Origin of the sequence: Achromobacter sp. DH1f (assembly GCF_000633435.1) — a bacterium.
Taxonomy (GTDB): domain Bacteria; phylum Pseudomonadota; class Gammaproteobacteria; order Burkholderiales; family Burkholderiaceae_B; genus Achromobacter; species Achromobacter deleyi.
The window spans coordinates 37,211-49,829 of record NZ_AYMF01000013.1 but is presented as its reverse complement, the minus strand read 5'-3'; the positions used below and the strand labels follow the sequence as shown (position 1 = coordinate 49,829).

At 67.3% G+C, this 12,619-nt stretch carries 12 protein-coding genes; 7 read left to right on the top strand and 5 right to left on the bottom strand.

What is annotated here, in order from left to right:
- Positions 1 to 7: 7 nt before the first annotated feature.
- Positions 8 to 559 carry a Dps family protein gene (locus U858_RS0113505; protein WP_025137685.1) on the bottom strand — a complete coding sequence of 184 codons (552 nt, stop codon included), beginning with the start codon at positions 557 to 559 and terminating at the stop codon, positions 8 to 10.
- Between the two features lie 214 nt (positions 560 to 773).
- A complete protein-coding gene (locus U858_RS0113500) occupies positions 774 to 1,439 on the bottom strand; it encodes a TetR/AcrR family transcriptional regulator (protein WP_025137684.1) in 666 nt (221 codons plus the stop codon).
- 167 nt (positions 1,440 to 1,606) lie between these two features.
- Between U858_RS0113500 and U858_RS0113495 the strand changes: the two genes are divergently transcribed.
- Both U858_RS0113495 and U858_RS0113490 read left to right on the top strand, forming a co-directional pair.
- Positions 1,607 to 2,308 carry a DAPG hydrolase family protein gene (locus U858_RS0113495; protein WP_025137683.1) on the top strand — a complete coding sequence of 234 codons (702 nt, stop codon included), beginning with the start codon at positions 1,607 to 1,609 and terminating at the stop codon, positions 2,306 to 2,308.
- A 59-nt stretch (positions 2,309 to 2,367) separates the two neighbouring features.
- Positions 2,368 to 3,540: an MFS transporter gene (locus tag U858_RS0113490; RefSeq protein WP_025137682.1), complete on the top strand. Its 1,173-nt coding sequence runs from the start codon at positions 2,368 to 2,370 to the stop codon at positions 3,538 to 3,540.
- Between the two features lie 59 nt (positions 3,541 to 3,599).
- Here the strand turns inward: U858_RS0113490 and U858_RS0113485 are convergent, their stop codons facing one another.
- On the bottom strand, positions 3,600 to 4,991 hold the full coding sequence (locus U858_RS0113485; protein ID WP_025137681.1) for a PLP-dependent aminotransferase family protein: 1,392 nt from the start codon (positions 4,989 to 4,991) through the stop codon (positions 3,600 to 3,602).
- Between the two features lie 116 nt (positions 4,992 to 5,107).
- Here U858_RS0113485 and U858_RS0113480 point away from each other — a divergent pair, with 116 nt between their 5' ends.
- Positions 5,108 to 5,971, top strand: a complete 864-nt coding sequence (locus U858_RS0113480; RefSeq protein ID WP_025137680.1) for a DMT family transporter — start codon at positions 5,108 to 5,110, stop codon at positions 5,969 to 5,971.
- A 42-nt stretch (positions 5,972 to 6,013) separates the two neighbouring features.
- Here the strand turns inward: U858_RS0113480 and U858_RS0113475 are convergent, their stop codons facing one another.
- The gene (locus U858_RS0113475) at positions 6,014 to 6,226 is read right to left on the bottom strand and encodes a YbdD/YjiX family protein (protein WP_115596962.1); all 213 of its coding nucleotides are present in this window, start codon (positions 6,224 to 6,226) and stop codon (positions 6,014 to 6,016) included.
- A gap of 16 nt (positions 6,227 to 6,242) precedes the next feature.
- The gene (locus U858_RS0113470; protein WP_025137678.1) at positions 6,243 to 8,327 is read right to left on the bottom strand and encodes a carbon starvation CstA family protein; all 2,085 of its coding nucleotides are present in this window, start codon (positions 8,325 to 8,327) and stop codon (positions 6,243 to 6,245) included.
- Between the two features lie 315 nt (positions 8,328 to 8,642).
- Between U858_RS0113470 and U858_RS0113465 the strand changes: the two genes are divergently transcribed.
- From U858_RS0113465 to tauA, 4 genes are all read left to right on the top strand, one after another.
- Complete coding sequence (locus U858_RS0113465) at positions 8,643 to 10,061, top strand: cache domain-containing protein (protein WP_025137677.1); 1,419 nt, start codon at positions 8,643 to 8,645, stop codon at positions 10,059 to 10,061.
- Positions 10,058 to 10,714: a response regulator transcription factor gene (locus U858_RS0113460; RefSeq protein ID WP_025137676.1), complete on the top strand. Its 657-nt coding sequence runs from the start codon at positions 10,058 to 10,060 to the stop codon at positions 10,712 to 10,714. The genes U858_RS0113465 and U858_RS0113460 overlap by 4 nt, the downstream gene beginning before the upstream one ends.
- Before the next feature lie 96 nt (positions 10,715 to 10,810).
- Positions 10,811 to 11,356, top strand: a complete 546-nt coding sequence (folE, locus tag U858_RS0113455; RefSeq protein ID WP_025137675.1) for a GTP cyclohydrolase I FolE — start codon at positions 10,811 to 10,813, stop codon at positions 11,354 to 11,356.
- 221 nt (positions 11,357 to 11,577) lie between these two features.
- Complete coding sequence (gene tauA, locus U858_RS0113450; protein ID WP_025137674.1) at positions 11,578 to 12,606, top strand: taurine ABC transporter substrate-binding protein; 1,029 nt, start codon at positions 11,578 to 11,580, stop codon at positions 12,604 to 12,606.
- The last annotated feature ends 13 nt before the right edge of the window (positions 12,607 to 12,619 follow it).

Here is a 12,619-nt window from a genome sequence, read left to right as displayed (position 1 = left end):
ACGCGGCTCAATGCCCCGTGGAGTCGCCCTGACGGCTGGCTTCGAACAGGAACCAGGTGCGCCGTTCGGTCTCGTCGATCCAGTTCTCGATCAGGCTGGAACTGGCGATGTCGCGATGTTCGTCGGTGACGTTGTGCGCTTCGCGCAGGGACGCGGCCAGGGTCTTGTTGTCTTCGCGCAGCTCGGCCAGCATGTCCAGCGGCTGGACGTAATCGGCGTCGTTGTCGGAAATGCGCTGCGACCGCGAAATGTGGCCGATGGACCGCAGCGTGGTGCCGCCGATCTTGCGGATGCGTTCGGCGATGGGGTCGGTCATGGCAAAGAGCTGGTCGCCCTGCTCGTCCAGCAGCAGATGGTAATCGCGAAAGTGCGGCCCGCTGACGTGCCAATGGAAGTTCTTGGTCTTCAGGTACAGCGCGAACACGTCGGCCAGCACCTGGTTCAGCACCGCGGAGATGTCGCGGGTAGCGGCGGCAGCCAGATCGGTGGGGGTCGCCAGCGGGCGCTTGCGCAGCGTTTTCGCCGCCTTGGTGGTCTTCTCATTCAGTTTCTTGGCCATGAATCGCAGCTCCTGGAAATGATTCGGAAAACTCGCGCGCGGCGCCGATCCATGGCACCGCGACACCCCAGGGTAATTCCGTATGCGCGCTTTGCCAAATGGGCGCGCCAGGCTGGCGTCAAGCTGAATGCAAGGCCTGCTTCGCTATGACGGCCGCACTAGTTTTTTCGGACCGTCGCAGATCCGCTCGCGATGAACAACGCCACCGGCAAGCCTAGCCCTTTCTCACCCCGAACACCCCTCCCTGCCCCGAGAACAACGCCACGCCGGCCTCGATACGCGCCTGGACCGACCCCTGCGGCAACGGCGGCGTCAGGCCCAGCGCCATCTGGCGCAGCGGCTCGGCAATGACCATGGCCAGCAGCAGGCCGGCGGTCTCGATCGGTTGCTTGATGCGGATCAAGCCGCGCGCGGCCAGTTTCTCGAACCAGGCGGCAAGCATCGTGGTGCCGCGCTCGATGCCATTGCGCTGATAGACCCCCAGCAACGCTTCGCGCGCCGGAAAGTCGCTGGTGAGCAGGCGGAACATACCGACGGCATCCGACGACAGCGCGCGGTCGGCAATCGCCTGCAGCACGCGGCTCAAGGCGGGCAGCACATCGGCGGCAGAAGCGACTTCCTGCGCCATGACGGGTTCGAAGGTATCGGTCCAGCCGCGCACCACTTGCGCCACCAGGTCTTCGCGATTGGCGGCAAAGCGGTAAACGGTTTTCTTGGCCATGCCGGCGCGCTTGGCCACGGCTTCCAGCGTGGCCGCGGCATAGCCTTCGTTCAGCAGCAGCCAGGTGGCGGCCTGCAAGGCGGCGGCATGCAGCTCGGCGTCGGGCCGGGCGGGACGGCCGCGCGGACGGGGCGCGGGGGGGCAAGCAAGGGTCGCCATGAGCGGTCGCAAATCCTGGTGATCGGCAAAAACGGTTGTCGCAAGGGCGAACGGCGTGGCCGCCTGCCCGATTGATGAACCGCGATCTTACACGGTCCGAATATTTAGGAAACGTTTAACGTTTCTTTATTATAGAATCGGGTTTCCCAACTCTGAAGAGACCAATCATGACCACCGCTCACCCCGACGCGGCGCACATCGCCGCCGACCTGGACACGCTGCTCGACCCTGCCCCGCTGCGCCTGGAAACCGGTATCACCCGGCTGCCGGGCGGCGGACTGATCGTGGCGGCGCGCACCGATCTGCACGGCTGCAAGGGCCGCATGCTGGACTGGTGGTTCAAGTTCTTCCAGACGACGCAGCACATCAAGTGGTGGCATCCGCAGGATCACGTCGAACATCGGGGTTGGGACGAACACTGGCGCCGTGGCGAAAGCTACGTGGGCGCGTCGATTCATGCAGTGGAATCGCTGGCGGACCTGCCGCCGGTGGCGGCCAAGCTGAAGTTCCATGCGCCGCAAGATTGCCTGGATGCGGCCAGGCTGCACGCGGCCACGGCCAATGGCGACGTGTCGGCGGCGGTCTATGCGCGCATCGGCTTTGGCGATGCCATCGAACTCGATGCCGAGGGCGACCCGATGGACGGCCAGATGATCCACCTGGCCCGCGACACGCCGTTTGGCTGCGTGCTGCGCAGCCGCTTTTACCTGGGCCTGTCCAGCGCGCGGCCCGAACAGGACGTGCCCGATGTGCTGGGGCTGAACCTGCTGCGGCACTGCTATACGGAATTCACGTTCCTGTCGCGCTTTCTGCCGTCGATCTATTACGGCGAGCACGCCAACGACGAGGCCGTGCCCCTGCCCTGGTAGGCCTTGCGCCGGAAGGAGTATGCTAGCGCGCTTCATTCCAGCCTCACCCCGACAACGCTATGCGCGGCAACCCCGACGCCCGGCAAGGCGCTATCGCCCTGCATGGGTTCTACTTCCTGTACTACGGCTTGCAGGGCGTCAGCATTCCGTTCTTGCCCTTGTGGTTCGCTAGCCGCGGATTGGACCCGGCGCTGATCGGCCTGATCGTGGCCACGTCGTTCCTGCCCAAGATCCTGTCGACGCCAGTGGTGGCGCACGTGGCCGACCAGAGCGGGCGCGCCCATGGCCTGATCGCCGCGGCGCTGGGCGCGTCGCTGCTGCTGTTCATCTGCTATCCCTTCAGCCAGGCGCCGGCCTGGCTGTTCGCCATCACGCTGCTGCTGAACGCGGTGTTTCCGGCGGTGCTGCCGCTGCTGGACCGCATGGCGATCGCCAGCGGCCGCGGCCAGGGCAATTCGTACACCATCATCCGCGCCTGCGGGTCGCTGGGCTTTGCCATCGTGACCGTGGCGGGCGGCTACCTGATCAAGACGTTCAATGCGGATTGGGTGATGTGGCTGTCGATCCTGCTGATCGTGGCCTGCATCGCCTGCGTGCGGCTGCTGCCGCAGGCCGCCCGGCCCAGCGCGGACGACGCGCCCACCGAACGGGTGCGGCTGCCGATGCGCGAAATTCTGCGTGACCGTCCGCTGCTGCTGTGCATCGGCGCAGCGTCGCTGGTGCAGGCCAGCAACGGCTTCCTGTATTCGTATTCGACGCTGTACTGGACCGACCGGGGCCTGTCGACGGCGCTGATTTCAATGCTGTGGGCCGTGGGCGTGACCAGCGAGGTACTGTTCTTCTTCCTGGCGCCCAAGGTGCTGGCGCGGGTGGGCGCGCAGTGGCTGATCCTGGCGTCGGCGGCGATGACGGCGATTCGCTGGGCCGGGCTGTCGGCCACCACGGACCCGGTGTGGATCGGCGCGCTGCAGCTGCTGCAGTGCTTCACGCTGGCGGGCAACAATGCCGCCATCATGTGGTACATCGCGCGGCGCGTGCCGGCCGCCTGCAAGACCTCGGCGATTGCGCTGTACGCGCTGCTGTCGGGCGGGGTGTTCATGTTCGGCAGCATCCAGCTGGGCGGGGCGCTGTATCGCAGCTTTGCGCCGGGCGGCTTTCTGGTGATGGCGCTGTGCGCGGCCTGCGCGATTCCGCTGGTGCTGCTGTCCGAAAAACGGGCGCGGGCGGCTTGAAGAGAGACGCGCCGGCCTTTGCCAGGCGCGGCGCATGCCAACGCGGCTGAACGCCCGCCCTACCCCCGACTCGCGTCCAGCGCCCGCGCCAGGCTGCCGAACACGTGGTCGTCGTTGGACTGCGCCACGTTAAAGCGCAGGAAACCGCCCGCCTCGGGCGAACGGCTGAAGGAATTGCCCGGCGCCAGCACCACGCCGTCGCGCAGGCAGGCGCGTGCGACCGTGGGCGCGTCGATGCCGGCGGGCAACCGGCTCCAGAGAAACATGCCGGCCTTGGGGTAGCTCCAGGGCTCGATGCCCAGCGCGTGCAGGCGCCGCGCGACCCCTTCCATTTCCTCGGCCAGGCGCTGGCGCACCCACTCCATGTGCTTGCGGTAGCCGCTGTCGGTCAGGGTGCGGTGCACGACGTCCGCGGCCAGGCGGCCGCCGCCGAAGGTGGTGGCGATTTTCAGGTCGGCCAGGCTTTCGATCCAGTCGGGCTTGGTGGCGATGTAGCCGCAGCGCAGCGAGGCGGACACGGTCTTGGAAAAGCTGCCGATCTGGATCACGCGCGACAGGCCGTCGAAGGCGGCCAGGCGCGGCGCGGGGCTGTTCTCGAAGTCGGCAAAGATGTCGTCTTCGACGATGACCAGGCCGGCGCCGTCGGCCACCTTGAGCAGGCGGTGGGCCACCAGCGGCGACAACGAGGCGCCGGTGGGGTTGTGCAGGCCGGAATTGGTGATGTACAGGCGCGGCGCATGCTCGCGCACGGCCGCTTCGAACAGCCCCACGTCGGGCCCGTGCGGGGTGTAGGGCACGCTGACGACACGGGCCCGGTGGGCCTTGAGCAAGGCGTGGAAATTGAAATAGCAGGGGTCGTCGACCAGCACGGTATCGCCCGGTTCCAGCAAGAACCGACAGATCAGGTCGATGGACTGGGTGCCGGACTCGGTCAGCATGACCTGATCCGGCGCGGCCTCGATGCCGGCGGCGGCCATGCGCCGCGACAGCACCTGGCGCAAGCCCGGATGGCCCAGCGGCGTGGCGTACTCGGTCAGCGCCACGCTGTCGGCCTTGGCTAGGGCGCGCAAGGCGCGGCGGATGCCCGATTCATACATCCACGAGCTGGGCAGCCAGCCGCAGCCGGGCTTGAGCGCGGCGGGCGCGGTGTCCAGCGACTGGCGCGAGACCCACAGCGGATCGACCTCGCGGTCGAACTTGGGGCCGATCTCGGCCAACGCCAGGGGCGCCACCGGGCCGGCGACGTAAAAGCCCGATCCCGGCCGCGAGGTGATGGCGCCTTCGGCGGCCAGGCGCTCGTAGGCTTCCACCACGGTCGACACCGACAGCCCCATGGCCGTGGCCTGCGCCCGCACCGACGGCAGCCGGGCGCCGGGCAGCCAGGCCCGCGAGGCGATCTTTGCCTGAACCTGGGCCATCACCGTTTCGATCCGCGTGCCGCCGCGTGCCATAGGGCCTCCGTTTTGTACTGGACTGTATTGCATAACAGTTATTTTGAATTGTACTGGACTGTCTCTGGGGAAAACCCGGCCGCGGTGCTGAAGTAGCGGATTCACCGGAGCGGTTCATGGACAAGGCAACAAGTGGCTGGATCAATGGTTTCATCGGCGTGGCGATCTTCGCCGGATCGCTGCCCGCGACGCGGGTGGCGGTGGCGGAGCTGGACCCGACCTTCCTGACCTGCGCCCGCGCCACCATCGCGGCCGTGCTGGGCTGGGCCCTGCTGCTGTTGCTGCGCCAGCCGCGGCCCAGGCGCGCAGACCTGCCGGCGCTGGCGCTGACGGCGGTGGGCGTGGTGCTGGGCTTTCCGCTGCTGACGGCGCTGGCGTTGCAGCACGTCACGTCGGCGCATTCGATCGTGTTCCTGGGTCTGTTGCCGCTATCCACCGCGGTGTTCGCGGTGCTGCGCGGCGGCGAGCGCCCTCGCCCCGCCTTCTGGATGTTCTCGGTGGCGGGCGCGGCCTTCGTGGTGGGCTACGCGGTGATGGGCGGGCTGGACGTGTCGCTCAAGGGCGACCTGCTGATGCTGGCCGCCATCGTGGTCTGCGGCATGGGCTATGCGGAAGGCGCCAAGCTGTCGCGCACGCTGGGCGGCTGGCAGGTGATCAGCTGGGCGCTGGTGCTGTCGCTGCCGGTGATGCTGCCGCTGGCGCTGTTCACCCTGCCGCCGTCGTTCGCGCACGTCACCGTGGCCGGCTGGATCGGGCTGGCCTATGTGTCGCTGTTCAGCATGTTGATCGGGTTTGTGTTCTGGTACCGCGGCCTGGCGCAGGGCGGCATTGCGGCGGTGGGCCAGTTGCAGCTGTTCCAGCCCTTCATGGGGCTGGGCCTGGCGGCGCTGCTGCTGCACGAAAACGTCAGCTGGGCAATGCTGCTGGTGACGCTGGCGGCGGTGGTGTGCGTGGCTGGGGCAAAGAAGTACGCCCGCTGAGCCACGCCGCGTGCCGCGCAGTCCGCGGCACCGTCAGTGCCGTCAGCAGCACCCGATCCGTTTCTTGCCGCCGTAACGGGCGTCCTGCCGCTCGCGGAAGAACGCTTCGTACGTCATGGGCTCCTGATCCGGATGGGTGCGCCGCATGTGTTCGACGTAGGTCTCGTAGTCGGGCACGCCGACCATCAGCCTGAGCGTCTGGCCCAGGTAGCGGCCGGCGGCGCCGGCCGCCGAGGTCATGTTGGTAAACAGCATGCGGCGGCTCCCGGGGTCAGTCCGCGCCGGCTGCGACGGCCGGCAGGGTTTCGTACGGCGTTTCGCGGGCGGTCGGCTTGTTTTCCTCGCGGGCGCGCAGCACCGAACGCACGCCGAACACCACGATGCTGACCACCACGAAGATGAAGATGCCGCACAGGCCGGCGTTGATGTAGTCATTGAAGACCACGCGCGACATTTCCGACAGCGACTTGGCCGGAGCCAGCACCTTGCCTTCGGCGATGGCGGCGTTGTACTTGGCCGCGTGCGCCAGGAAGCTGACCTTGGGGTCGGCATGGAACAGCTTCTGCCAGCCGGCGGTCAGGGTGCACGCCAGCAGCCACAGCGTGGGCAGCACGGTGACCCAGGCGTAGCGGTCGCGCTTCATCTTGAACAGCACCACGGTGCCCAGCGTCAGCGCAATGGCGGCCAGCATCTGGTTGGCAATGCCGAACAGCGGCCACAGCGTGTTGATGCCGCCCAGCGGATCGACCACGCCCTGGTACAGGAAGTAGCCCCATGCCGCCACGCACAGGCCGGTGGCGATCAGGTTGGCGGGCAAGGACTCGGTGCGCTTGAGCGACGGGGCGAAGGTGCCCAGCAGGTCTTGCAGCATGAAGCGGCCCGCGCGGGTGCCGGCGTCCACGGCGGTCAGGATGAACAGCGCTTCGAACAGAATGGCGAAGTGATACCAGAACGCCATCATGCCCGGGCCGCCGATCACCTGGTGCAGGATGTGGGCCATGCCCACGGCCAGCGTCGGTGCGCCGCCGGCACGCGAGATGATGGTGCTTTCGCCGACGTCCTTGGCGGTCTGGATCAGGTCGGCCGGGGTCACCACGAAGCCCCAGCTGGAGACCACCTGGGCCACCTGGTCGGGCGTGGTGCCAATGACGGCGGCCGGGCTGTTCATGGCGTAGTAGATACCCGGCTCGATCACGCAAGCGGCCACCAGGGCCATGATGGCCACGAACGATTCCATCAGCATGCCGCCGTAACCGATGTAGCGGGCCTGGGTTTCGTTTTCGATCAGCTTGGGCGTGGTGCCCGACGAGATCAGGGCATGGAAGCCCGACACCGCGCCGCAGGCGATGGTGATGAACAGGAACGGGAACAGGTTGCCCGACCACACCGGGCCGGAACCGTCCACGAACTGCGTCAGCGCCGGCATTTTCAGCTCGGGCGCCACCACCACGATGCCAATGGCCAGGCCGACGATGGTGCCGATCTTCAGGAAGGTCGACAGGTAGTCGCGCGGGGCCAGCAGCAGCCACACCGGCAGCACCGACGCGATGAAGCCGTAGATGATCAGGATCCAGGTCAGGCCCTTGCCGTCGAAGTCGAACATCGGGCCGATGACCGGATGCGCCGCCACGTCCTGGCCGAACGTGATGGCCGCCATCAGGCCGACAAAGCCGATGATGGAGACCTCGCCGATCTTGCCCGGACGGATGTAGCGCAGGTACACGCCCATGAAGAGCGCGATGGGGATGGTGGCGGCCACCGTGAAGGTGCCCCACGGCGAATGCGTCAGCGCCTTGACCACGATCAGCGCCAGCACGGCCAGGATGATCACCATGATCATGAAGGCGCCAAACAGCGCGATCACGCCCGGGATCTTGCCCAGCTCGGACTTGACCAGGTCGCCCAGCGAACGGCCGTCGCGGCGGGTGGAGATGAAGAGAATGGTGAAGTCCTGCACGGCGCCGGCAAACACCACGCCGGCCAGGATCCACAGCATGCCGGGCAGGTAGCCCATCTGCGCGGCCAGCACGGGGCCGACCAGGGGGCCGGCGCCGGCGATGGCGGCGAAGTGGTGGCCGAACAGCACGTGCTTGTTGGTGGGCACGTAGTCCAGGCCGTCGTTGTGCTTCCAGGCCGGCGTCATGCGGGTGGGGTCCAGCTTGAAGACCTTGTTCGCGATGAAGCGGCTGTAATAGCGGTATGCGATCAGATACACGCACACGGCGGCGATCACCACCCATAGCGCATTGATGGTCTCACCTCTGGCCAGCGCCACGGTGCCAAGCGCAAACGCGCCCAACACCGCAACCGCCAGCCAGACCAGGTGCTGACCCAGTCCCTTACTGCTGGTATGCATAAGTTCTCCTCGTGCCTGCCGCCATGCTCTTGGCGTGAAACGCTTTTTTCGTCTCGCGGAAGGCAGACTCATTGTTGTGGGGTGGCGGACACGGCGGTCCGCTCGGCGTCGGGTCGACGCGGGCGTTAGTATTTCGATTTGCCCCACCCGCAACAAGCGCGAAACTACGCAAGCGCCCTACGTGGTACTACCGAATGCGGCGCAGCATATTTGCGCCACAATCGTAAAATCGGCGGCTGACCATCCCCTTATTGCCGGGCCCTCTCTCATTGACGCAACGCAACACGTCCGCTCGTCGCTGATACAAATCTCCTCATGAAGCTGCGTCTGAAAATCCTGCTGCTGGCCGCCGTGCCCCTGCTCGTGGCGCTGGCGGCCATCGCCGTGGCCGTCTACGTGCAGGGCCTGCAACTGGCCCAGCGCGAAAAGGAAGTGGTGGAAAGCGCCTGGCTGGGCAGCAAGGAAAGCGAGCTGCGCCACTACGTCAGCCTGGCCTACAGCGCCATCGCCCCCTTGCAGGAAGCCAGCGACAGCGAGGCCGCCCGCGAGCGCGCCCTGGCGCTGCTGGCGCAGATGGAATTCGGCCACGACGGCTATTTCTTCGTCTATGACCTGCACGGCAAGAACCTGATGCACCCGCGCCAGCCCGAACTGGTCGGGCAAGACCTCTGGAACCTGCGTGACACGCGCGGCCAGGCGGTGATCCAGAACCTGCTGACGGCGGCCCGGCGCGGCGGCGCGCAGGGCCAGGCCGTGCATTACCTGTGGGAAAAGCCGTCGACCCACCAGACCGTCGAAAAGCTCGGTTACGTGGTGGTGCTGGAACGCTGGGGCTGGATGCTGGGCACCGGCATCTACCTGGACGACGTGGAACAGACCCTGGCCCACATCGACGCCGCCGCGCAGGCCAATATCCGCAACATGTTCGCCTGGGTGGCGGGCATCGCGGCCGTGTCCATCCTGCTGGTGGCGGCCTGCGGCCTGGCGCTCAATATCAGCGACCACCGCCAGTCCGACGCCAAGCTGCGCCTGATGGCCCAGCAACTGGTGCGCTCGCAGGAAGACGAGCGCGCCCGCCTGTCGCGCGAGCTGCACGACGGCATCAGCCAGGTGCTGGTGAGCATCAAGCTGTCGCTGGAAGCCGCCCGCGAGCGGCTGCGCCAGGCCCTGGGCGCCGAGCCGCGGGCGCTCGCCCATATCGACACGCCGCTGGGCGGCGCGCTGGACCGCCTGAACATGGCGGTGGGCGAGGTGCGGCGCATTTCGCACAACCTGCGCCCCACGCTGCTGGACGACCTGGGCCTGCCGGCCGCGCTGGAACACCTGGGCCGTGAATTCGCCGGCGCCAGCCAGCCGGGCGCCACGCCTCTGGCGGTGCGGCTGGCCACCCAGGGGCGGCCGGTGAAGCTGCCCGACGCCTACGCCACCGCCCTGTTCCGCGTGACCCAGGAAGCGCTGACCAACGTCATCCGCCACGCCGGCGCGTCGCGCGCCGACCTGACGCTGGCCTATTCCGCCCGCGACCTGCGCCTGACGATCAGCGACGACGGCCGCGGCTTCGACTACGCCGATGTGCAGCGCGACCCGCGCCGCGGCATCGGCCTGCGCAATATGCGCGAACGCATGACGGCGCTTTCCGGCAGCCTCAGTTTCCATACCTCGGACCACGGCACCACCTTGCAGGCCTGGCTGCCGCTGCCCGCCCCCTCTTCCGAACCGGCCCCTTCTGCATGACCGACCATCCCGACGCCATCCGACTCCTGCTGATCGACGACCACCCGCTGGTGCGAGACGGCCTGCGCCTGCGCCTGGAAACCGTGCCGCACCTGCGGGTGGTGGGCGAAGCCGGCAACGCCGCCGCCGTGCTGGCCTTCCTGCAGGCCTGCCTGGCCGAAGACCCGCAAGGCGGCACCCTGCCCCAACTGGCCCTGATGGACCTGAACATGCCCGGCGTGGGCGGGCTGGAACTGACCGCGCAGCTGCACGAGCGCTATCCGCAGATTGCGGTGCTGGTGCTGTCCATGCACGACAACGCCGAATACATGGTGCAGGCAGTGCGGGCCGGCGCCCGGGGCTACCTGCTCAAGGACGAGCCGGCGCAGGAAATCATCGCCGCCATCGACACGGTGATGACCGGCCGCAACTATTTCAGCGCGGCCGTCTCGCTGCGGCTGTCGCAGGCCAGCGCCCCGGCCACCTTGCTGACCCAGCGCGAACGCGACGTGCTGCGCCACATCGCCAGCGGCCATGCCAACAAGCAGATCGCCCAGGCGCTGGGCCTGTCGGTGCGCACCGTGGAAACCCATCGGCTGAACATCAAGCGCAAGCTGGGCATCGACGGCCAGGCCGAACTGGTCAAGTACGCCGTGGAGAACCGCGGCGTGTAGTTTCAGGCGTCTTTCAGGCGCACGGCCCCGGCCCGCGCTGGGGTAGACTTGCGTGTTAATCGCCATCAGTGGCGCGCAGCCCCAGGAGTCCTCCCCATGTCATTGGAAACACACTACACCGCCATTCTCGAAGCGCTGGGGGAAGATCCGTCCCGCGAAGGGCTGGCCGACACGCCCGCCCGCGCGGCCAAGGCCATGCGCCACCTGTGCCGCGGCTACGGCCAGAACCTGGACGAAATCGTCAACGGCGCGCTGTTCACGTCCGACACCCGCGAGATCGTACTGGTCAAGAACATCGAGCTGTATTCGCTCTGTGAACACCACATGCTGCCCTTCATCGGCAAGGCCCACGTGGCCTACCTGCCCAACGGCCGCGTGCTGGGCCTGTCCAAGGTGGCGCGCATCGTCGAAATGTACGCCCGCCGCCTGCAGATCCAGGAAAACCTCAGCCGCCAGGTGGCCGAGGCCGTGCAGTCGGTCACCGGCGCCGCCGGCGTGGCCGTGGTGATCGAAGCCCAGCACATGTGCATGATGATGCGCGGCGTCGAAAAACAGAATTCGTCCATGGTCACGTCGGTGATGCTGGGCGAATTCCACGAAAACCCCTCGACCCGGGCGGAATTCCTCAGCCTGATTCGCTAAATCAGACGGATTCCCCCAAACGGGCGGCCGGACCCTCTTGGTCCCGCCGCCCGTTTGGTTTTTCGGCGTCCGCCAGAGGGGGGATTCCCTCTCGTTGGCACCTATCGAACAGAGCATCTGGCCCTAGCGTTCCGATCCCATCCGGGCAAACTGGCGTCACAGGCCGCACCGGCACAAGCCGGTCGCGTCGGGGCGCGGCCCATCCTCAATCGGAGATCATCATGAACGCGATGTACCGCCTCATCCGCCGCTGTCTCCTTGCCGGCCTGGCCGCCGCGCTGCTGGGCGCACCCGCCTATGCCCAGACCCGCCTGACCGTCGGTTACCAACTGATCGTCGGCCCGTTCCTGACCGCCATCGCCGACGGCAGTTTCGACAAGGCCCTGAAAGATGCGGGCTACCAGGTCGACTGGCGCCAGTTCACCTCGGGCGGCGACATTTCCACCGCGCTGGCCTCCGGCAACGTGCCGGTGGGCGTATTGGGGTCCACCGGCATCACGTCCGCCGCCACCCGCGGCGTGGACCTGGAACTGTTCTGGATCCTGGACAACATCGGCAAATCGGAAGCCCTGGTGGCGCGCAACGGCTCGGGCATCAACAGTACCGCCGACCTGAAGGGCAAACGCGTCGCCACGCCGTTCGTGTCGACCTCCCACTTTCACCTGCTGGTGGGCCTGGAGCAGGTCTGGAAGATCAGCCCGCGCGACGTACGCATCCTGAACATGCAGCCGCCGCAGATCGTGGCCGCCTGGCAGCGCGGCGACATCGACGCCGCCTACGTCTGGCCGCCCGCCCTGACCGAAATCGAAAAGACCGGCAAGGTCATCGCCGATTCCGAGGCCATCGGCCGCGCCAGCGTGCCGACCTTCGACGGCCTGGTGGTGGACCGCGCCTGGGCCGCCAAGAACCCGAAGTTCATGGCCGCCTTCACCGGTGTGCTGGCCAAGTCGTACGCCGACTACCGCGCCAACAGCGCCGCCTGGACGGCCGACTCGGCGCCGGTGAAAAGCATCGTCAAGCTCATCGGCGGCAAGCCGGACGACGTGGCCACGGCCTTGAAGCTGCTGACCTTCCCCACCGCCCAGGAACAGGCGTCCAAGGAATGGCTGGGCGGCGGCAAGGACGCCGGCGCGGCGCGGGCCTTCACGGCCAGCGCCAAGTTCCTGAAGGACCAGAAGCAGATCGACCGTGCCCTGGACGACTACAGCAGCCACGTCACGGACCAGTACGCCAAGGCGGCCGTCAAATAGCCGCCAAGGCCCA

What these genes read in the sequence shown, in the direction of transcription:
- U858_RS0113495 (WP_025137683.1), top strand. Translation starts at nt 1,607, where the DNA reads ATGACCACCGCTCACCCCGACGCGGCGCACATCGCCGCCGACCTGGAC.
- U858_RS0113460 (WP_025137676.1), top strand. Translation starts at nt 10,058, where the DNA reads ATGACCGACCATCCCGACGCCATCCGACTCCTGCTGATCGACGACCAC.
- folE (WP_025137675.1), top strand. Translation starts at nt 10,811, where the DNA reads ATGTCATTGGAAACACACTACACCGCCATTCTCGAAGCGCTGGGGGAA.
- U858_RS0113475 (WP_115596962.1), bottom strand. Translation starts at nt 6,226, where the DNA reads ATGCTGTTTACCAACATGACCTCGGCGGCCGGCGCCGCCGGCCGCTAC.
- U858_RS0113465 (WP_025137677.1), top strand. Translation starts at nt 8,643, where the DNA reads ATGAAGCTGCGTCTGAAAATCCTGCTGCTGGCCGCCGTGCCCCTGCTC.
- U858_RS0113485 (WP_025137681.1), bottom strand. Translation starts at nt 4,991, where the DNA reads ATGGCACGCGGCGGCACGCGGATCGAAACGGTGATGGCCCAGGTTCAG.
- tauA (WP_025137674.1), top strand. Translation starts at nt 11,578, where the DNA reads ATGAACGCGATGTACCGCCTCATCCGCCGCTGTCTCCTTGCCGGCCTG.
- U858_RS0113490 (WP_025137682.1), top strand. Translation starts at nt 2,368, where the DNA reads ATGCGCGGCAACCCCGACGCCCGGCAAGGCGCTATCGCCCTGCATGGG.
- U858_RS0113505 (WP_025137685.1), bottom strand. Translation starts at nt 559, where the DNA reads ATGGCCAAGAAACTGAATGAGAAGACCACCAAGGCGGCGAAAACGCTG.
- U858_RS0113480 (WP_025137680.1), top strand. Translation starts at nt 5,108, where the DNA reads ATGGACAAGGCAACAAGTGGCTGGATCAATGGTTTCATCGGCGTGGCG.
- U858_RS0113500 (WP_025137684.1), bottom strand. Translation starts at nt 1,439, where the DNA reads ATGGCGACCCTTGCTTGCCCCCCCGCGCCCCGTCCGCGCGGCCGTCCC.
- U858_RS0113470 (WP_025137678.1), bottom strand. Translation starts at nt 8,327, where the DNA reads ATGCATACCAGCAGTAAGGGACTGGGTCAGCACCTGGTCTGGCTGGCG.